At 46.0% G+C, this 19,445-nt stretch carries 17 protein-coding genes; 3 read left to right on the forward strand and 14 right to left on the reverse strand.

Annotation, left to right across the window (positions count from 1 at the left end; all coding sequences use genetic code 11):
• Positions 1–288 precede the first annotated feature (288 nt).
• Both ACVBIO_RS18490 and ACVBIO_RS18495 read right to left on the reverse strand, forming a co-directional pair.
• A complete protein-coding gene (locus ACVBIO_RS18490; RefSeq protein WP_447162343.1) occupies positions 289–1,881 on the reverse strand; it encodes an ABC-F family ATPase in 1,593 nt (530 codons plus the stop codon).
• 303 nt (positions 1,882–2,184) lie between these two features.
• Positions 2,185–4,440: a heavy metal translocating P-type ATPase gene (locus ACVBIO_RS18495; RefSeq protein WP_447173188.1), complete on the reverse strand. Its 2,256-nt coding sequence runs from the start codon at positions 4,438–4,440 to the stop codon at positions 2,185–2,187.
• Positions 4,441–4,542: 102 nt separating this feature from the next.
• On the opposite strand from ACVBIO_RS18495, the gene cueR reads away from it, so the two are divergent.
• Entirely contained in the window at positions 4,543–4,923 is a 381-nt protein-coding gene (cueR, locus tag ACVBIO_RS18500; protein ID WP_447162341.1) for a Cu(I)-responsive transcriptional regulator, read from the forward strand.
• 48 nt (positions 4,924–4,971) lie between these two features.
• Here the strand turns inward: cueR and ACVBIO_RS18505 are convergent, their stop codons facing one another.
• From ACVBIO_RS18505 to ACVBIO_RS18550, 10 genes are all read right to left on the reverse strand, one after another.
• Positions 4,972–7,005 carry a prolyl oligopeptidase family serine peptidase gene (locus ACVBIO_RS18505; RefSeq protein WP_447173189.1) on the reverse strand — a complete coding sequence of 678 codons (2,034 nt, stop codon included), beginning with the start codon at positions 7,003–7,005 and terminating at the stop codon, positions 4,972–4,974.
• 92 nt (positions 7,006–7,097) lie between these two features.
• Positions 7,098–7,325: a hypothetical protein gene (locus tag ACVBIO_RS18510; RefSeq protein ID WP_447162339.1), complete on the reverse strand. Its 228-nt coding sequence runs from the start codon at positions 7,323–7,325 to the stop codon at positions 7,098–7,100.
• Positions 7,326–7,446: 121 nt separating this feature from the next.
• The gene (locus ACVBIO_RS18515; RefSeq protein ID WP_447162338.1) at positions 7,447–7,560 is read right to left on the reverse strand and encodes a short-chain dehydrogenase; all 114 of its coding nucleotides are present in this window, start codon (positions 7,558–7,560) and stop codon (positions 7,447–7,449) included.
• A gap of 38 nt (positions 7,561–7,598) precedes the next feature.
• Positions 7,599–8,357, reverse strand: coding sequence for an SDR family oxidoreductase (locus ACVBIO_RS18520; protein ID WP_447162337.1), 759 nt, complete (start codon positions 8,355–8,357; stop codon positions 7,599–7,601).
• A 4-nt stretch (positions 8,358–8,361) separates the two neighbouring features.
• Positions 8,362–9,303 (reverse strand): 3-hydroxyisobutyrate dehydrogenase, encoded by a 942-nt coding sequence (mmsB, locus tag ACVBIO_RS18525; protein ID WP_447173190.1) that lies wholly within the window; start codon positions 9,301–9,303, stop codon positions 8,362–8,364.
• Between the two features lie 146 nt (positions 9,304–9,449).
• Positions 9,450–10,661, reverse strand: a complete 1,212-nt coding sequence (locus tag ACVBIO_RS18530) for an enoyl-CoA hydratase/isomerase family protein (RefSeq protein ID WP_447162335.1) — start codon at positions 10,659–10,661, stop codon at positions 9,450–9,452.
• The gene (locus ACVBIO_RS18535; protein WP_447162334.1) at positions 10,661–11,464 is read right to left on the reverse strand and encodes an enoyl-CoA hydratase; all 804 of its coding nucleotides are present in this window, start codon (positions 11,462–11,464) and stop codon (positions 10,661–10,663) included. Before ACVBIO_RS18535 ends, ACVBIO_RS18530 begins: the two co-directional genes overlap by 1 nt.
• A gap of 86 nt (positions 11,465–11,550) precedes the next feature.
• Positions 11,551–12,708, reverse strand: coding sequence for an acyl-CoA dehydrogenase family protein (locus ACVBIO_RS18540; protein WP_447162333.1), 1,158 nt, complete (start codon positions 12,706–12,708; stop codon positions 11,551–11,553).
• Between the two features lie 332 nt (positions 12,709–13,040).
• Complete coding sequence (locus tag ACVBIO_RS18545) at positions 13,041–14,540, reverse strand: CoA-acylating methylmalonate-semialdehyde dehydrogenase (RefSeq protein WP_447169235.1); 1,500 nt, start codon at positions 14,538–14,540, stop codon at positions 13,041–13,043.
• Positions 14,541–14,739: 199 nt separating this feature from the next.
• Positions 14,740–15,930: an acetyl-CoA C-acyltransferase gene (locus ACVBIO_RS18550; RefSeq protein WP_447173191.1), complete on the reverse strand. Its 1,191-nt coding sequence runs from the start codon at positions 15,928–15,930 to the stop codon at positions 14,740–14,742.
• Between the two features lie 412 nt (positions 15,931–16,342).
• On the opposite strand from ACVBIO_RS18550, the gene ACVBIO_RS18555 reads away from it, so the two are divergent.
• Complete coding sequence (locus tag ACVBIO_RS18555) at positions 16,343–16,759, forward strand: DUF3568 domain-containing protein (RefSeq protein WP_447163566.1); 417 nt, start codon at positions 16,343–16,345, stop codon at positions 16,757–16,759.
• Positions 16,760–16,851: 92 nt separating this feature from the next.
• On the opposite strand, the gene metA is transcribed toward ACVBIO_RS18555, so the two are convergent.
• Together metA and ACVBIO_RS18565 are read right to left on the reverse strand one after the other, a co-directional pair.
• Positions 16,852–17,790: a homoserine O-succinyltransferase MetA gene (gene metA, locus ACVBIO_RS18560; RefSeq protein ID WP_447163567.1), complete on the reverse strand. Its 939-nt coding sequence runs from the start codon at positions 17,788–17,790 to the stop codon at positions 16,852–16,854.
• A gap of 75 nt (positions 17,791–17,865) precedes the next feature.
• Positions 17,866–18,267 (reverse strand): YbaY family lipoprotein, encoded by a 402-nt coding sequence (locus ACVBIO_RS18565; protein ID WP_447162328.1) that lies wholly within the window; start codon positions 18,265–18,267, stop codon positions 17,866–17,868.
• Between the two features lie 217 nt (positions 18,268–18,484).
• On the opposite strand from ACVBIO_RS18565, the gene ACVBIO_RS18570 reads away from it, so the two are divergent.
• On the forward strand, positions 18,485–19,258 hold the full coding sequence (locus tag ACVBIO_RS18570; RefSeq protein ID WP_447162327.1) for an SDR family NAD(P)-dependent oxidoreductase: 774 nt from the start codon (positions 18,485–18,487) through the stop codon (positions 19,256–19,258).
• Positions 19,259–19,445: the final 187 nt, after the last annotated feature.

A 19,445-nucleotide genomic window follows, 5' to 3' on the forward strand; every position in this document is an offset into this window, starting at 1 on the left:
GCTTCGTGTTCTTCGTGAAAGCACAGCGCTCCGTGGTGAGATAAGTGCTTTAAAATAGAGTTATGTCGACGCTACATTGTAAGTGTTAGCGAAACCATTTTGGTAAATGTCTAAATTAGGCATCTAAGTTAGACATCTAGTCACAGTGACAAAACGTAGGCTAAGCACATGTTTCAGACACAAAAAAGCCCGATTGCTCGGGCTTTTTTATAACGCGATTAACAAGCGCTATCGATAAGGTGCTCAATTGGCCTCTCTATTGGATAAAGAGACAAGGTCTATAAAAAATTAACCTTCGATACCTTTGCTCGCTAGGAACTCATCATAAGTACCTTTGAAATCATTCACGCCATTTGGTGTAATTTCAATAATACGGTTCGCTAGTGACGATACAAACGCGCGGTCATGGCTGACGAACATTAGTGTACCTTCGTACATTTCTAGTGCGTTGTTCAATGACTCGATTGATTCCATATCCATGTGGTTAGTTGGTTCATCAAGTAGCAAGATGTTTGGCTTTTGCATAATGAGCTTACCAAACAACATACGGCCCTTCTCACCACCAGACAGCACTTTTACAGACTTCTTGATGTCGTCTGAACCAAACAGCATACGGCCTAGGTAGCCACGTACTGACTGGTCGTCATCTTCTGGTTTGCGCCATTGGCTCATCCAGTCAAACAAGGTCATGTCGTTAGCAAAATCTGACTCGTGATCCTGTGCGTAGTAACCAATCGCCGAGTTTTCAGACCATTGGATAGTACCTGAATCTTGTGGGATATCGTGTACAAGAGTACGTAACAGTGTTGTTTTACCTACACCGTTGTCGCCCAAGATCGCAATACGCTCGCCCACTTCTGCAATGATATTAAGATCTTTAAATAGCGGGTGATCGAAGCCTTTCGTTAAGTCTTCAACAATTAGAGCGTTACGGAACAACTTCTTCTCTTGTTCGAAACGAATAAATGGGTTTACACGGCTAGATGCCTTAATTTCATCAAGCTTGATCTTATCGATAAGCTTGGCACGTGATGTAGCTTGCTTTGCTTTAGATGCGTTAGCAGAGAAACGTGCAACGAAGCCTTGAAGCTCAGCGATTTGCGCTTTCTTCTTAGCATTATCAGACATCAAACGCTCGCGAGACTGCTGCGCTGCCATCATGTATTCATCGTAGTTGCCTGGGAATACGCGTATATCACCGTAATCTAAGTCAGCCATGTGAGTACAAACAGAGTTCAAGAAATATCTATCGTGCGAGATGATAATCATGGTGCTGTTACGTTGGTTTAGCATCTCTTGCAACCAGCGAATGGTGTCGATGTCCAAGTTGTTGGTTGGTTCGTCAAGTAGCAGTACATCTGGATCTGAGAACAATGCCTGAGCCAAAAGTACACGTAGCTTAAAGCCTGGTGCGATTTCGCTCATTAGTCCGAAATGCTGTTCAACACCAATACCCACGCCCATAAGTAGTTCGCCAGCACGAGATTCAGCGGTATAACCGTCCATCTCAGCGAACTCCATTTCTAAATCAGCGACTTTAATGCCGTCTTCTTCAGTCATTTCTGGTAGTGAGTAAATACGGTCACGTTCTTGCTTCACTTTCCAAAGCTCTGCGTGGCCCATGATTACTGTATCAACTACGTTGAACTCTTCGTAACCAAATTGGTTCTGGCTTAGCTTACCTAAACGTTCGTTCACGTCTAATGAAACGTTACCACCTGTTGGCTCTAAATCGCCAGCAAGGATCTTCATAAAGGTTGATTTACCACAACCGTTAGCGCCGATCAGACCGTATCTGTTTCCGCCGCCAAACTTAATTGAGATGTTTTCAAACAGCGGCTTAGCGCCGAACTGCATGGTGATATTAGCTGTAGTAATCAAAGTGACAATTCCGCTTTTGGTTATATGATTAACGTCATCATAGATAAAACAAAAGCCAGTAATGCCAGATCATGGCAATTCCAAGATCCAACCTACTGGCCGAAGGCCGACGCAAGTGCGCATCGAACCCGTAAAATTAAGCGCGATACTATAGCATTTTAGCCTAATTTATCAACTACCAATACTCTGTTGCAGCGACTTTTAAACGCATCTGCTTATTATCTTTACACATAGAGCAAACCTCAGTCGCGAAAGCCAACAACACATTAATCATTAGTGCTTAGCAACACTTTATCAACGGCATCATTTTAATCTCTGTTTGCGTAAGCGATTAGCGTTAGTTACCACCGTCAGTGACGATAATGCCATCGCAGCTCCAGCAACCACTGGGCTGAGTAAAATCCCGGTGAATGGGAACAGCACACCTGCCGCAATGGGGATCCCTAAGCTGTTATAAATAAACGCGCCAAACAAGTTCTGCTTGATATTCGTCATGCTTGCTCGTGCCAGCGCCAAAGTGTCACTAATCACCATGAGTCGTGTTGATAACAACGTAAAGTCAGCACTCTCGATGGCAACTTCTGTACCACTGCCCATTGCAATACCGACATCGGCGCTCATTAGCGCTGGCGCATCATTAATGCCATCACCAACCATAGCAACTACTTCACCTGCTTGCTGTAATTCGAGCACCTTTTGCTGTTTCTGCTCGGGAAGCACCTGAGCAAATACGCTATCAATACCCACTTTGTCAGCAACTGCTTGAGCTGTTAGCGGGTTATCCCCAGTCAATAGCACGACCTTTAACCCCTGCCTTTTCATTGCCGTCACCGCTTGCGCCGCATCGGCTTTTATCGGGTCGCTGATTGAAACTATGGCTACCAGCACACTATCCATCGCTACAAATACGGGGGTTTGCCCCTGACTCGCAAGCTCTGACACCTGTTTTTGATAGCCCGATAAGTCAGCTGGATCTAACCCTGCTTGTTGCATTAGGCTCATATTACCCACGGCATATTGACGCCCAGCAACAACCCCAATAATCCCTTTTCCTTGCACATTGCTAAAGCTGTCTGGCTCATTGAGCGTAATCGATTGCCGCTTTGCCTCGGTAATTATCGCGCTGGCAAGTGGGTGCTCAGAATGTTGCTCTAAGCTGGCCACATGTTCGAGTAAGCTCAATTCATTGACGCTGTTATCCAATAGCAACATCTCTGTCACCTCAGGTGAGCCCTGAGTCACTGTGCCTGTTTTATCTAACACCACTGTTGTGATCTTACTGGCGGTTTGCAACGCTTCACCATTTCTGACTAAGACGCCCATCTGCGCGGCGCGCCCTACCGAGACCATAATCGACATCGGTGTGGCTAAGCCTAATGCACAGGGGCAAGCAATAATCAATACACTGGTTAACACAACTAACGCATGAGATAACGCGGGCTCAGGGCCCACTAGGTACCAGATAACCGAGCTAGCTATCGCAATGACGACAACCACTGGCACAAAGTATGCTGATATTTTATCGGTTAAGCGCCCAATGGGCATCTTAGATACTTGCGCTTGCTGCACTAATTCAATAATTTTTGAGAGCTTAGTATCTTCAGCAACAGCTGTGACCTGATAGATAAGGCTACCGTTACCGTTAACCGTCCCAGCACTAATGGTATCAGCCTGCGCCTTGTGCACAGGGACTGGCTCACCCGTTAACATCGACTCATTAATAAATGTCTCACCGCTTATCACTACACCATCGAGTGCGACTCGGTCTCCCGGACGCAGTCTTAAACGATCACCTATGTTTAGCTGATTAATTTCAACCTCTTCATCACCCGAGTCACTGACTCGTATTGCGGTTGTGGCCTGTAGCCCTAATAAACGCTGCACCGCTTCGCTGGTTTTACCGCGAGCGCGTAGCTCTAATGCGTGACCGAGATTAATTAACCCTAAGATCATGACACTGGCTTCAAAATAAACGTGCCTGGTATCGGTAGGAAACCACTGCGGCGCAGTTACCACCATCATCGAATAGATCCAAGCAGCGCTCGTACCTAAAGCGATAAGCGTATCCATATTCGCGCTTTTAGCCTTAATGGCACGCCACATACCTTGATAAAAATGCCTGCCTGTTAGCGCCATCACCAACAAGGTGATAATACCCACTATGCCCCAAGCTAACTGTTGATTAACGCTGTTGACCATCATCTCGCCGCCGAGTAAGCCCCACAACATTAATGGCACACCAAGCCCTAAACCTACGGCGGCCTGCAACATTCTTAAGCGATACTCTTTACGCTCATCTTCACCTTTTTGCGCAGCGCCGCTTTGGGCGTCGATGACAAGCTCACTGTCATAACCCACACTGCTTACGATTGCTATCGCTTGTTTCGCTGAGATCTCACCTGACACTAATACTAATTTATCGGCTAAATTCACCCTTGCCGATAAGCTATGGTTATTGCCGTCGCTCTGGTCTTGATTAACGTTGTCGAATGCGGACTCAATCTTTGCGACACAACTAGCGCAGTTCATTTTAGGCACGTACAGATTGATATTAGCCATGAGAATATTCCCCGATTTGTTTCTTGATTAAACTAAGCGTAATGTCTCCTATAAGGGGAGAGTCAAACCGAATTTTTATTTTCTTATAGGAGCTGAGTATTAATGAAGATTGGTGAAGTAGCAAAACTCACAGGTTTATCGGTAAAGAGCATCCGTTACTACCATGATATCGGTTTAGTCATGGGTCAAAGGGGAGATAATGGCTACCGAGAATACAGCGACAGTGCCGTTAACGCGCTGCAATTTATCCAGCACTGCCGAGCATTAGGCTTTGCACTGGAAGATTGCAAAGCGTTACTTGAGCTGCAAAATAACACCAGTCGTAATGCGGCTGATGTAAAAGAGCTTGCCTCACATCACTTGCAAGATATTGAGTTACGGATTAGCCAACTCAACATCTTACGAGAGCAACTCTCGCAGCTAATCCATGATTGCCAAGGTGGAGAACAGCCCAACTGCGCCATATTAAAGGGTCTTAGATAAAGCGCAAAAGTGGCTCATTCATTAGGTTTCCCCCTTCAAAGCCGCCCGTTATCTTCGTCGCAGATTGTCGATATTATCAATGGCCAAAGGCGGGATGCTACCCGCTGGGGTAAAACCAAATATCTGCCCATAAAATGATAACTCAGCCTCTAACGCTTGCTTCTTGCTTTGAGGCGAGACTCTATTGGCCGCATCATCATTAAATTCAAGATAAGCAACTGGGATCCCTTTCTTTTCCACTGCTTGGTAAATAATCTGTGACTGCTCTGCAGGAATAAGCGAGTCATTCACACCCTGAATAAGCAGTAACGGCTCATTGACCCCTTTAAGGTTATACATCGCTGAGCGCTGTTTAACGTTATCCATATTGCCCAGCAAACGAGTTAGGTAACGAGACTCAAACTTATGCGCATGACGTTTAAACTCTTCCATATCGCTGATCCCAGAGTAACTTACGCCAGCACCAAAGGTGCTGTAATACGCCACAGCTGACAACGCAGTAAAGCCACCAGCACGGTTACCTCTAATGGCCAGTTTCCGGCCATCAACTGAGCCACGATTAACTAAAAACCCTGCCGCTCTCACGGCATCATTAACATCAGATTTACCCCAATTGCCATATAGGCTATTACGGTAATCTCGGCCAAAGCCCGTGCTGCCTCGGTAGTTGACATCAAACACCGCAAAGCCACGGCTGGTCCAATATTGGATATCTCGCCTAAATGCACGGCTCGCTTTAGCTGTAGGACCAGGGTGAAGCAGCATGACCAATGGCGGTTCATGATCTTTGGGGCCTTGAAAGTTGGGGTTTTTAGGCAGATACAGATAGCCATGGGCGGTCTGATTATCACCGGTTGTAAAGCTCAAGCTCTGTGCTCTTGAAATATAGTTAGGATCCATAACGGTTAGCCTCGGTGTATACACTAGCTCAGCCGCGCGGCCCTGGATCTTGTAAATCCCCTTTTCAGGGGTTTCTTTTGCCCCTACAAATAGCACTTGGTTTTCATGCTGAGTAACGTAGGATATTTCTGCAAAATCAACCGCGATGGGCTCAACAATACCGTTTAAGGTATCGATACGAATGAGCTGAGCCAAGCCTTCGTGGCTAAAGCTGGCAATTAAGCTGTGCTCGTTTTCAAACGCATAACTACTTTGCCCTATTTGCCAGTCAGCAACCGCAAACTCAGCTTGTTTTTCTAGCACGATTTCAGGCTCAAGTTGCGCATCTAAGCGATAGATATTCCACCAGTTATTAAAGTCTGCAACAAAGTAAAGCTGGCCCGTCGGGCTAAACAAAGGTTGAGAGATAGAGCCTTTTTTTGGCATCTCAATTTGCCTTGAATTAACAATAATGCCCTTTGAGTCAAGATCCGCGAGCCACAACTCGGTGTTATCCCATGGCATATTAGGGTGGTTCCATGACACCCAAGCCAGCTGGGTTTGATCCGGTGAAAGAACTGGCTTTGAATAAAAGTCGGCGCCAGAGCTCAAGATCATACCTTCATCGGCATAGGACAAGTTGATCCCCACAAGACTGTTAACCGGCCCATTTTGACCACGGTGGTCTTCACGAACACAAATTAATCGAGAGGCTTTGGGGTTAGAGATGCAACCAGCGTGACGAGTACCATTAGGTGTTAATGCAAATGGCGCTTGATTCGGCGCTATTCGATACAAGATTTGATCTGAAAATTTAGTCGCAAATAGGCTATTACCAATAGCCACAAAAGGCGCGCCGCCATATTCATGCACTCGGCTGCGAATATTGAAATTTGACGACACCACTTTATTGATAGAGCCATCAAGGTCGAGTCGATAAACGCCCTTCTTGCCAGCATTATCGGCATTAGACTGCACAAAATAAATGCCTTGAGACGTGGCACGAACATCACTAATGTCATCGGCTAAATCATAGACATCTTCCGGTGTAACCGGAGACTCCCAACTCCCAAAGTCGGCAAGGGTAATACCCTCAACTTGTCTTGGCACTTCTGCAATATCAGCCTGCTTGGGCGCTTCATTACACCCCATTAGTAGCAGAAAACTGACTAAGGTGAGTATCGCTAATTTAAACGCTATCATTGTGCCTCTTAGCAGCCAATTATTAACACATAGCCAAATGATGAGAGGTAAATTCATGTTTAGAGGTCATTTACAGTCTCATTCGGTGTACGTTACTTTCGAGTCCATTTTTTGGTAAACCAGCGGATCGCAGCCAGTTGCTTGGATTTACTTAATCCAAAATAGATGCACACCCATGGCGAAAGCAGAATATACCAAGGGGTTGCCGCTGTGCTTCTGCCGGTAAATAACAGATAAAAAAAGCCAAAATAGATCACCAGCAGACCGACGCAGCCTACAACAAACATCATTAATTTCGTCGCCCTTTCAAGCTTATCCATTTTGTTCCCATATTGCTTTTATTCTGGCGCTATTATGACCTATAGCTAAACCATTATTCAAACTCTGTTAATGGCGCATAAAAAAACGGGCTAATGCCCGTTTTTATCGATGAATTAAAACTTACAGACGAATACCGCCAGCGATTTCAAATACGCGGCCGTTTACTTGGCCATGTACATAGACATTTTCAATGATAAAACGCACTGTTAAGTCTTGCTCTAAACGCCCGGGCAATTGCCACCATTGATTGGACCTCTGTGCCAGTCACAAACTTATAAGCGAATGCCACCATCGATTTCAAATACGCGGCCGTTAACATAATCATTTTCAATGATAAAGCGTACCGTCGATGCGATCTCTTCTGCTTGACCTAAACGACCTACTGGTACCATCTTCTCTAAACGCTCAAGCGCTTCAGGCTTCATTGCCGCAGTCATTTCAGTTTCAATTACGCCCGGTGCAACCGCTGCGCTACGAATATTGTAGCGAGCCAGCTCTTTGGCCCAACCTACGCTCATTGCCGCAACGCCTGCTTTTGACGCCGCGTAATTTGACTGACCTACGTTACCCGCTTTAGCAAGACTTGAGATATTAATAATCACGCCTTCTTGCTTAGTTTCTATCATGGCTGCTGCCGCTTCACGGCCACATAAAAATGAACCTGTTAGATTGACGTTGATGACAGACTGAAATTGATCGAATGACATACGATCAATCACTTGGCCTTCTTTGGCTTTGAGTAAAAGGCCATCACGCAAAATACCTGCGTTGTTAATGAGCACGTTTACCTGACCAAAGTCTTCCTTAATAAACTGGAAAGTGGCAAATACGTCTTCTTCATCGGTGATATCTACGGCATAACCTTGAACTTCAGTCGTTGCACCTATGTTGGCACAGGCTTTTTCCAACTTTTCTTGGTCAACGTCGATAAGTGCTAGCTTGGCACCTGCAGCCGCTAAATTCTCCGCCATGGCGTAACCTAGTCCACCTGCACCACCAGTAATAACAACAACCTTATCTTTTAAATCCATTGGATCACCCTTTGTTTTTTATCTGCTCAGACTGAGCAAACAGCTCAAAAATACTCGAAAAATCTCGTTTACCATTACCTTGTTTCGCATGGTTTACATAGAGGCTTCGCGCTAATGCGCCCATTGGCGTGCTTGAATTGGATAACAGCGCCGCCTCTTGCGACAGCCCTAAATCTTTCACCATCAAGTCAACCATAAAGCCGCCTTGATAACCGTTAGATGACGGCACCGAATCCATCACATCTGGACACGGATTATATTTATCTAACGTCCAATTGCCGCCACTACTGACTTTCATAATATCGGAAAGTACTTTGGGGTCTAAACCATGGTCCACTCCCATCTGTAATGACTCCGATGTGGCAACCATTAAGACAGAAAGCAGCATATTATTACATATTTTAGCCACTTGCCCAGCACCCGGACCTCCTGCGTGGAAGATATTAGCGCCCATCGCGTTTAATACGCCTTGTGCCTGTTCAAAAGCCTTATCGCTGCCGCCACAAATAAAGGTTAATGTTCCCGCCGCTGCGCCCGCTGTGCCTCCCGATACTGGCGCATCGATAAAGGCTAAGCCTTTGCTTGCAGCATGCTTAGCCACAAAGCGGGCACTGTCTGCATCAATGGTTGAACAATCGATAAGTAAGGTTCCTGGAGCAACCACATCAATTAAACCTTTTTTGGTATCATCGTTTGCATCCTGGCTTGACTCATTCGTCACATACAGACTACGCACATGCTTACCCGCAGGTAGCATAGTCACAACAATATCCGCGCCAGCCGCAGCGCCGCAGGCACTCGTTGCCATCAGTGCGCCTTGATTGCATAATGCCTGCATTGCCGCTGGTACCAAATCAAATACTTTAACGGTAAAACCCGCTTTTATCAGGTTGACCGCCATTGGCCCGCCCATGTTTCCTAAACCAATAAATGCAACTGTACTCATTATTCACTCCGGTTCACGTTTGTGAGTGTTGGGATCTTAATCCCTGTCGCGGCCAATACCACTCACCGCTCATTTATCTTGCGTGAAAGCGCACTCATGTGCGCTATCGTGCAACGCTTAGCTAATGTTAATCTTTAAGCGAATGGCTAATGTAAATCTTTAAGCGGATGGTTTTCATCATCCCAAGGCGATTGCAGCAGAGCTTGTGCATAGCCTTGTGGGAGCGCCGCAACATCTGCAAAGCGCCACTGCGGATTGCGGTCTTTGTCGATAAGCAAAGCACGCACACCCTCAGCAAAATCCGCCTTAGCACAGCAATTAACGCTTAAGCCAAGCTCAAACTTAAAACACTCTGCTAAGCTCAACTCTTTACCCTGTACTTCAGTCAGCTTTGATTGCAGATGCACAAGACTTAAACTGATTGGGCTACCCTCTAACATGGTTTTTAGCGCTTTTGCTAGCCAGGGCTTTGCCTCTAATACGTTTATCTCTAACACATTTCCCTCTAACGTATTGCCCTCAAGCATGTTCGACTCAAGTTGGCAGACTCTGCTTACTATTTCACCAAGACTTCCCGACATTAACTCATCAATTAATGACTGGTTTTGCTCAAGCACGCTCTTTGCTAGCGGCGTTTTACAGCCAGTACCCATAATATTAAGCACTGCGGTTAATGCTTGATGATTCGCATCATTGTTATCGCCCCAAGGTAAAACCGTTAATTGGTCAAACAGAGCGCTTTTATCATCGCTATTGAGATAGTGATTACCAATGCCTACATAATAAGCGTCTGCGCCGATCATGTTGTAAGCGGTCATCCCTAAAAACAGGCCGCTTTTACCCGGCATACGGTTTAAGAAGTAACTGCCACCCACATCAGGATATAGACCAATAGTGACTTCTGGCATGGCAATGCGCGAACGCTCAGTGACAATGCGATGACTCGCGCCAATCATTAGCCCCAAACCGCCGCCCATCACAATGCCGTCGCCCCAAACCAATACTGGCTTACCAAAGCTATGCAGCAGATAATCAAGCTCATACTCTTGTTTAAAAAACTCCGTCGCCGCCTCAGTCACTTCGCCCGGTGTTGTTATTGATGCCTGGTAAATAGCGCGCACATCGCCGCCAGCACAAAAGGCTTTTTCACCTGCACCGTCTAGTACAACTGCAGCTATATTCGGGTCACTTTGCCATGTGATGAGCTGCGCAGTTAATGCTTGCACCATGTTTAGATTCAGTGCATTAAGCGCTTTTTCGATGTTGAGCGTTGCCACACCAACTTGCTTACCCGTATCGGTATTTAAGGTACTAAACAGCACTTGTTCATGACTTGCCTGCATATTGAGCTCGCTCATTAGCCGTTCTTCCAATTCGCTTTACGCTTATTTAAAAAGGCATTTACCCCTTCCCCCTGATCTGCCGTATCAAACAGTTCAACAAATAGGTCGCGCTCTAACGGTAGCGCATCAATTCTTGGCATGCTGCGTCCAGCCTGTATTAATGTTTTACACGCCTTAATACTGCTCGGACTTTGATTTGCCACTTTATCTGCAAGTGCCATTGCGGCATTAAAGGCATTACCTTGCTCAACTACTTCTTCAACTAAGCCTATCTGCTCAGCTTTGGCGGCAGTAATACGCTCACCACATAAAATCATGCGCTTGGCCCACCCCTCACCCACTAGCGCGGTTAAATTTTGGGTACCACCTGCACAAGGGAGTAAACCGACTGTCGCTTCAGGTAGCGCGAGCTGGGCTTGCTGTTCACAAATACGTAGATCGCAGGCAAGCGCCACTTCTAAACCGCCGCCCATGGCATAACCGTTAATAGCCGCAATTGATACACCGCGAAACGCACTTAAGGTTTCAAAGGCTTCACCAAAGTAACGTGCCATATCGGCTGCATTTTGCTTATCGCCGTCTGCAAACAGCTTTAAGTCTGCGCCTGCCGAGAAGAACTTTTGCCCTTCGCCCGTGATCACCAAAGCATAAACATCTTTGTTTTCGTTAAGCGCTAATACTTTGTATTTTAGCTCTTGTAAGCTCGCTGCCGTCCAGGTATTGGCTGGCGGATTGTTCATGCTGATCACCGCGGTGTGACCGACGATACGCTCGATTAATAAAGACTGTTGCTCTAAATCCTGATGTTCCTGAGACATGGTAACTCCCTATACAAAACTGAAATCAAGTTAGGCGGCTAGCTCGTTTAAACGATGCCGCTAATACTGTGCGCTTATAAGATGGCTTATAGAATGGCGCCTGCGTTTTCATCTAACAAACGGCGCGAAATAATTAAGCGCATGATTTCGTTAGTTCCCTCTAAAATTTGATGCACTCGCACATCTCGCACATAGCGCTCTAATGGGTATTCTCGAATGTAACCATAGCCACCATGAATTTGCAGCGCAGCGTCACACACCTGAAAACCGATATCGGTGGCAAAGCGTTTTGCCATGGCGCAATACGCTGTGGCTTCTGGATCTTGCTCATCTAACTTAAATGCAGCTAAGCGCACAAGTTGGCGCGCAGCAACCAGCTCAGTCGCCATATCGGCGAGCTTAAATTGCAATGCCTGAAACGCCGCTAACGGCTTACCAAACTGCTTACGCTCATTCATATATTGAGTCGCACGTTCAAGTGCGGCTTGGGCGGTACCAATTGAGCAGGTGGCAATATTGATGCGGCCACCATCAAGTCCCTTCATGGCAAAGGTGAAGCCTTGACCTTCTTCACCGAGTAAATAAGCAACTGGCACCCGTACGTTTTCAAAGGTGATTTCACGGGTTGGCTGGGCGTTCCAGCCCATCTTATCTTCCGCTTTACCGTAAATAACTCCGGCAGCATCGGCTGGAACCGCAATCGCTGAAATGCCTTTAGGGCCCGCCTCTCCGGTGCGGCACATCACCACTAATAGCTCAGTGGCTCCCGCGCCAGAGATAAACACTTTAGAGCCTGAAATGACGTACTCATCGCCCTCACGTACCGCTTTAGTTTGCAATGCAGCAGCATCACTGCCCGCCCCTGGCTCAGTTAAGCAATATGATGCTAGCTTTTCACCTGTAGTGAGTGACTCAGACCACTCTTGACGTAATACTGCTGTACCAAAGCTGGTGACCATCCAAGTGGCCATATTGTGGATGGTTAGCATGGCTGTAGTTGCGGTGCAGCCCATGGATAGTTGCTCAAAAATAATCGATGAATCTAAGCGTGATAGTCCCATTCCGCCTTCAGATTCTGGCGAATACAGTGAGCAAAAGCCTAGCTCGCCCGCTTTTTGAATCACATCTTTGGGAAAGTGATGCTCTTCATCCCATTTGGCGGCAAAGGGAGCAAGCTCCTCTTTAGCAAACTGCTGGGCTAAATCGGCAAATTGGCGTTGGTCTTCATTGAGATTAAAATCCATCGGGGTACTCCTGTTGTCCTGTCGATTGCCCTGCTCTAGGTTCTAGGTTCTAGGTTCTAGGTTCTAGGTTCTAGGTTCTAGGTTCTAGGTTCTAGGTTCTAGGTTCTAGGTCTGCACCATCAAGCAAAGGCTTTGGATCTTTACTAACGGCGCTCCTTTCGAGTCGCTACCGCTGCAGACCTCTATTCGTTATTTGTTGTGATAGCTCTTGTATTAGCTTTTTTACTCGCTACAGCCTGCGCTTATCCGTTAACCGCTGACTCAAAAAAGTAGCCGTTAACGAACATTGCCCCCGCCATAAGTCAAAAGCTCATGGGTGGCAATAACGCGTGTTACTTAAGCTCAATCGTCATATTCGGTGCTGATGCAACGGCAATATCTGACTCAAACCAGCGAGCTGTGATGGTCTTGGTCTCAGTATAGAAACGTACCGCTTGCTTACCGTATGCGTGCTGATCGCCATAGAAACTGCCTTTCCAACCAGTGAACGAGAAAAAAGGCAATGGCACTGGAATGGGGACGTTAATACCCACCTGACCCACTTCAATCTCGTGCTGGTATTTACGTGCAGCTGCGCCACTGGCGGTAAAGATGGAGGTACCATTGCCGTATGGGCTGTCGTTCACTATCGCTATCGCTTCTTCTAAGGTTTGGGCATTCATGCAGCACAGCACTGGGCCAAAGATCTCTTCTTTATAGATGCTCATATCAGTCGTGACTTTATCGAATAGGGTTGGGCCAACCCAGTTACCCGACTCATAACCTTCAACGGTAAAATCGCTACCATCGAGTAAGCAATCGGCGCCCTCCTCAATACCTTGTGCAATCAGGCTCACTACGCGCTGCTTCGCGGCAGGGCTAATTACCGGACCATAAGCGGCATCTTTATCATCCCAAAGACCTGGTTTGACTTTAGCTATCGCCTCTTTTAACTCAGGGATCCACTCTTTTGCTGCGCCAACAAACACAGCAACTGAAAGCGCCATACAACGTTGACCGGCCGCGCCAACAGATGCGCCCACTAAGTTATTAATCACTTGTTGTTTATTGGCATCAGGCATAATCACGCAGTGATTTTTAGCCCCGGCAAAGGCTTGGACACGCTTTAAGTTATCAGTACCGGTTTTGTAAATGTATTGACCCACATTCACCGAACCCACAAATGAGATGGCTTTAATATCTGGGTGAGAAAGTAAAATATCCACAGCCGTTTTATCGCCGTGAACCAGCTGCACTACGCCTTTTGGTGCACCCGCCTCTTCAAATAGCTCGATAAGACGCTGCGGCGTCATTGGATCTTGCTCTGATGGCTTTAAGATAAACGTGTTACCGCAAGCGATGGCTAACGGGAACATCCACAGTGGGATCATCGCTGGGAAGTTAAATGGGGTAATACCCGCGCAAACACCCAGTGGCTGGGTATAGCTGTAAGTGTCGATTGAACGTGCCACGTTTTCAACGGTTTCGCCCATCATCATAGAGGCAATATTGCAGGCATGCTCAGCCACTTCGATGCCACGCCATACATCACCTTTGGCATCATCAAATGTTTTTCCGGTTTCTTGGGCTAAGATAGTGGCAATTTCGTCGTGATGTTGTTTTAAAAGGTGCTGATACTTGAGCATCACACGAGCACGCTCTGAAACAGGCACCTCTTTCCAGCTTTGAAAAGCGGCTTTAGCACTGGCTACCGCACTTAACACTTCGGTATGGTTCGCTGCATTTACCACTGCGATGGTTTCATTATTGGCAGGATTGGTCACGGCTATCTGCTTATCACCTTGGCCTAATACCCATTCGCCGTTGATGTAATGTTTCACTTGAGTTGTCATATCGCTTCCTACTTTGGCAATGTCATTTGCTGACATTTGCAAAATGATGAACCCGCTCGGCCAATTTATTATTCTGGTATTGCGAGTAAACACATCGGTTCACTTGCTATTAGTACCTTGCTTATTAGCATTTTGGCTTTAAACGGGTTCGGTCTTGTTGAATACTGTCGTTTATCTTTTATTTGCTACAACCGAGCCTTTAAAGCTCAATTGCCATCGCTGTTGCCTCGCCGCCACCAATACACAGTGATGCTACTCCGCGTTTTAAGCCTCGCGCTTTAAGGGCATAAATCAAAGTCACCAGTACACGCGCACCCGAGCAACCAATAGGGTGGCCTAGCGCACAAGCGCCGCCATTAACATTGACTTTATTGCCGTCGAGCCCAAGCTCAGAAATGGCTAACATGGTGACCATGGCAAAGGCTTCGTTGATCTCATACAGATCCACGTCCTCTTGAGCCCAGCTCACTTTATCGAGCAGCTTGTTCATCGCGCCAACAGGAGCGGTAGTAAACATTGATGGTTGTTGTGCGTGAGTGGTGTGCCCCTTAATGGTTGCCATCACATCAAGACCTAACTCATTAGCTTGTGCGCGGGTCATCAACATCAATGCGGCTGCGCCATCTGAAATGGAGCTAGAGTTCGCGGCGGTAATAGTGCCGTCTTTGGCAAAAGCTGGGCGCAGTGTTGGGATTTTGTCTGGGCGAGCGTTACCCGGCTGCTCATCGGTATCAACCACGATATCGCCGCGGCGGTTTGCTACGGTTACCGGCGTGATTTCATCGATAAAGGCACCTGAATTAATCGCGCTATTGGCTTTTTCCAGTGAGCTCAGTGCAAAGCTGTCCATCTGTTCACGGGTTAGCTTAAAATCGTCTGCGGTGTTTTGCGCAAATGTGCCCATTGCCCCACCGGTATATGCATCTTCAAGACCGTCAAGGAACATATGATCCAGCACCTTACCATGTCCCATACGCATGCCACCGCGCGCGTTATCTAACAGGTATGGCGCTTGGCTCATGCTTTCCATACCGCCAGCAATAACCACATTTGCGCAGCCAGCTTTAATTAAATCATGGGCTAACATGACGGTTTTCATGCCGGATCCACACACCTTGTTGACTGTCGTTGCGCCAACCGATAGTGGCAGCTCAGCGCCTAAGGTTGCTTGGCGTGCTGGCGCTTGACCTAAACCCGCAGGTAGTACGCAGCCCATCAATACTTCATCAACCAGTCCACCAGCTAGACCGCTTTGTTGCATCAAGCCCTTGATAGCTGTTGCGGCGAGCTTTGGTGATGTAACACTGGATAGTGCACCTTGGAATCCGCCCATTGGGGTACGCTTTGCTGCAACGATAACGATATCTTGATCTAACTTAACTGAACTCATAATTACTCCGGTAATACGCTAGTTAACCTTTAATAGAAGCGGTCCAAAACCGTGCAAAATGTAGGTTGCTGCAAAGTTTCGTGTTGACCACCGCGAGGTTATTGCCTAGTTAATATAAAGTGCACTTCTGCTCAATATTTAACACTGTGACGTTTACGCGAACGTAAAGCAAGGGTTGTTTGGTCAAACATCTACCAAAGTATAGGACTGAGTTGTCACATAGAATTTACACTAGCGGGGGAATACAGACTCTGCGTTTTGTTACTTGTGATCAGCTTGAGGTGCACTAGCCTTTTATTATTAATACAGCAAATAGTTATACCAATCAGTTACACGTTTCACTGCACATAGCATGTTGATGCTCTATCGATTGCAATGCGAAACATGATGAACAAATAACCAAAGGATGCTTATGAAAAATATATCGATATTGTTAGTGCTATTGACCAATATAATGCTGAGCGGCTGTGTTGCTGTTGGGGCGGTAACCATAGGAGCGGTAACTTATTATAAAAGTTCGAAGCATGAAGTGGCCACTGTGAATATAAAAGCGACACCAGAGCAAATCTATCAAGTCGCACTAAAAACCATTCAAGCTAACCCCTTGCTGGCCATAGCATCGAGCTCTATAAAAAATCACGCTATCGAAATTACCAAGGGAGATTTAAACGCAAGTTTAAAGGTCTCAAGCATAGCGCCTGACTTATCTCAACTTCTGATCACCTCTGATGTGGATCCGCAACCAAGCACACAATTAGTCTTAGATGGCGTTTTTACCGTTTGTCGCTCACTTGATGCACACTGCGTTTTGGTTGCTGATAACAATTAAACTTACACGCTAAGTGAAACCGCCTTATACCAAAATGCCGATATTCAATAAAGAACATCGGCATTTTGCATTAGCGAGTTACCCCTTAACAATTAAGACTCCCAGGGGGTAATTTCGGTCATATCATCGAGGTTATAAGGGGTAAGCTGATACACATAATAGTTGAGCCAATTACTCACCAACAGACTACCGTGACTGTGCCAGCGTGCGATAGGTTCTTGCTCAGGATCATTATTTTTAAAGTAGTTTTGCGGTAAGTCAGGCATTAACCCCTGAGCGAGATCGCGCTGGTACTCATCTTTTAAGGTCGACTTTTGATACTCAGGATGGCCCATTACAAATAGGTTGCGATTATTCTTACTGAGTACCATATAGGCACCTGCCTCATCAGATTCAGTCAATACCTCAAGTTCTGGATGCGCACGTAGCTTGTTAATGTCCATCTCAGCAAAACGAGAATGTGGTGCAAAGAACTCATCATCAAAACCACGTAGTAAAGGGTAATGCTCTGTAGTGCGGCGATGGTTATAGACACCTGAGCGCTTTGTTTTAAGCAATGATCGGTTTAAGTCAAATAGATGAAACAGTGCAGCATGCGCTGCCCAACATAAGAAAAGAACCGAGGTAACATGCTGCTGCGACCAGTCAATAATCTCACGAATATGATCCCAGTATGACACGTCTTCAAACTCAACCTGCCCAAGTGGCGCACCAGTAATGATTAAACCATCGTAGTTTTTCTGGCGCACATGCTCAAAGTCTCGATAAAAATTATTCATGTGATCGATTGAGGTATGTTTGGACTCTTTATCGTGAATTCTGAGTAGATCCACATCAACTTGTAGCGGAGTATTCCCTAAAAGACGTAACAGCTGCGTTTCGGTCTCGATTTTATTCGGCATTAAATTCAAAATTAACACCTTCATTGGACGAATATCTTGATTCGCTGCCCGAGTTTCAGACATAACGAAGATATTCTCAGATTCCAAGATCTCTGCCGCGGGCAGATCATCGGGGATTTTAACCGGCATAGCGCGCCTCTTTTCTAATTCGAATGACCTATCAGAATGAGACGCGCCGTTTAAATTAACTCGTGGTCAATTAATTTAACGTGCCACCTTCTGCACTAAAACTGACATTGGCTCACTTGAGTCCAAATCAATTCGATAAGCTTGTGTATTGATAAACATCAACTTGTCATCAAGACTAATGCGCGCCCCAATCGTATAGGTATGGCCGTCTTCAAATTGATCTCTATTAATTAAAAACTGAAAAGGTGTTGGTGTGCTGACATCATTACGCTCAAACTCTGCAATCACTACAGCAGGCGCATCCATTAAAGACACATCCTGAACTTGTACAGTGATGACGGCATCTTCAGGGAGTATCATGCGCTCCTTGTACCAAACTTCACCTTGGATCTCCACCACTGCATTAGATGTTGCACAACCGGTCAACATACTTGCAGCTACCACTAAAGGTAATAAAGGCTTAAACCACCGTTCCATATTTATACTCCTCATAATACATTAAGACTTCTAGAAGTCTATATGTCCGTACTTGAAATTATATCAGTTAAATAGAAAAGTCTATTAGCTACCTATCGATAACAGCTGTTAAAGAATAGGTATTCTCACAATCCTTGTCACAGCAACTGACAATTAATCTTGTTCTAATACACTTATCTTTCTATGATAAGTTACCTATTCGAAGTCGAATACCCATATGACACAAGCAACTGCAATAATTGTGGGCGCTAGCTCATTACTCAGCCGTGAAATTGCAAAACAACTTGCAGATGAAGGCGTTGAACTGGCCCTGTTAGCACAAGATCCACAATCTCTTACCGAGTTTAGCCAATCCTTGCCCACTAAGGCGCAGGTTTTTCCATTGAAAATTGATGATCCAGAAGCCGTGATCAGTACCATTAATGCTGTTTGGCATTCTCTAGGCGGCGCTCATCTTGTTCTGGTTAATACAGGGTTAACCCATTACGATCCTGAGCTACCATGGCAACCAGAGCAAGATATCATCACAGTTAATGTGCAAGGCTTTTCAGCCATTTGCAATACTGCCTTTAGGCTATTTCGCGATCAAGGCTATGGTCAACTTGCGGCAATTAACTCGATAGCGGGTCTAAGAGGGGGTCCGAGTGTCGCCTATCACGCATCGAAAGCTTATGCACAAAACTACTTTGAAGGCCTAAGCATGCATGCCCAGCGTTTAAAGCTGCCTATCACGATTACCGATATCCAATTAGGCATGTTAGATAAAGCGGCCATGCAGCAAAATCGTCTGTGGTTGTCGCCACTGCCAGTTGTAGCTAATCAAGTGATTAAAGCGATGAAAGCAGGCAAGCGCAAAGCCTACGTCACCAAACGCTGGCGCCTAGTGGCATGGTTGACTAAAGGTTTACCTGAGTTTGTCTACAATACTCGCCACTGGAAAACCAAAGAGCAGAAAAAAGCTGAGCGCGCAGCTAAGAAAGAATCTAAGTAATACGCTTATGTGACTGCACTGATGTTAATGCACTGATGTTAATGCACTTAGGCGATTTTACTTAAGAGCAGTATAAAAAATACAAAGTATAAAAAAGGAGCCTACTGGCTCTAATGCCGTTCACTTAAGGTGAACGGCATTTTTATTTTTGGCATACCGTTGAGGCCTTGGTTTTACTGTTCTGGGG

This window comes from Shewanella sp. 0m-8, from assembly GCF_052977265.1.

Excerpts from the sequence above, each read along its gene's own strand:
- ACVBIO_RS18495 (WP_447173188.1), bottom strand. The coding sequence starts at position 4,440 with ATGGCTAATATCAATCTGTACGTGCCTAAAATGAACTGCGCTAGTTGT.
- cueR (WP_447162341.1), top strand. The coding sequence starts at position 4,543 with ATGAAGATTGGTGAAGTAGCAAAACTCACAGGTTTATCGGTAAAGAGC.
- ACVBIO_RS18505 (WP_447173189.1), bottom strand. The coding sequence starts at position 7,005 with ATGATAGCGTTTAAATTAGCGATACTCACCTTAGTCAGTTTTCTGCTA.
- ACVBIO_RS18510 (WP_447162339.1), bottom strand. The coding sequence starts at position 7,325 with ATGGATAAGCTTGAAAGGGCGACGAAATTAATGATGTTTGTTGTAGGC.
- ACVBIO_RS18520 (WP_447162337.1), bottom strand. The coding sequence starts at position 8,357 with ATGGATTTAAAAGATAAGGTTGTTGTTATTACTGGTGGTGCAGGTGGA.
- mmsB (WP_447173190.1), bottom strand. The coding sequence starts at position 9,303 with ATGAGTACAGTTGCATTTATTGGTTTAGGAAACATGGGCGGGCCAATG.
- ACVBIO_RS18530 (WP_447162335.1), bottom strand. The coding sequence starts at position 10,661 with ATGAGCGAGCTCAATATGCAGGCAAGTCATGAACAAGTGCTGTTTAGT.
- ACVBIO_RS18535 (WP_447162334.1), bottom strand. The coding sequence starts at position 11,464 with ATGTCTCAGGAACATCAGGATTTAGAGCAACAGTCTTTATTAATCGAG.
- ACVBIO_RS18540 (WP_447162333.1), bottom strand. The coding sequence starts at position 12,708 with ATGGATTTTAATCTCAATGAAGACCAACGCCAATTTGCCGATTTAGCC.
- ACVBIO_RS18545 (WP_447169235.1), bottom strand. The coding sequence starts at position 14,540 with ATGACAACTCAAGTGAAACATTACATCAACGGCGAATGGGTATTAGGC.
- ACVBIO_RS18550 (WP_447173191.1), bottom strand. The coding sequence starts at position 15,930 with ATGAGTTCAGTTAAGTTAGATCAAGATATCGTTATCGTTGCAGCAAAG.
- ACVBIO_RS18555 (WP_447163566.1), top strand. The coding sequence starts at position 16,343 with ATGAAAAATATATCGATATTGTTAGTGCTATTGACCAATATAATGCTG.
- metA (WP_447163567.1), bottom strand. The coding sequence starts at position 17,790 with ATGCCGGTTAAAATCCCCGATGATCTGCCCGCGGCAGAGATCTTGGAA.
- ACVBIO_RS18565 (WP_447162328.1), bottom strand. The coding sequence starts at position 18,267 with ATGGAACGGTGGTTTAAGCCTTTATTACCTTTAGTGGTAGCTGCAAGT.
- ACVBIO_RS18570 (WP_447162327.1), top strand. The coding sequence starts at position 18,485 with ATGACACAAGCAACTGCAATAATTGTGGGCGCTAGCTCATTACTCAGC.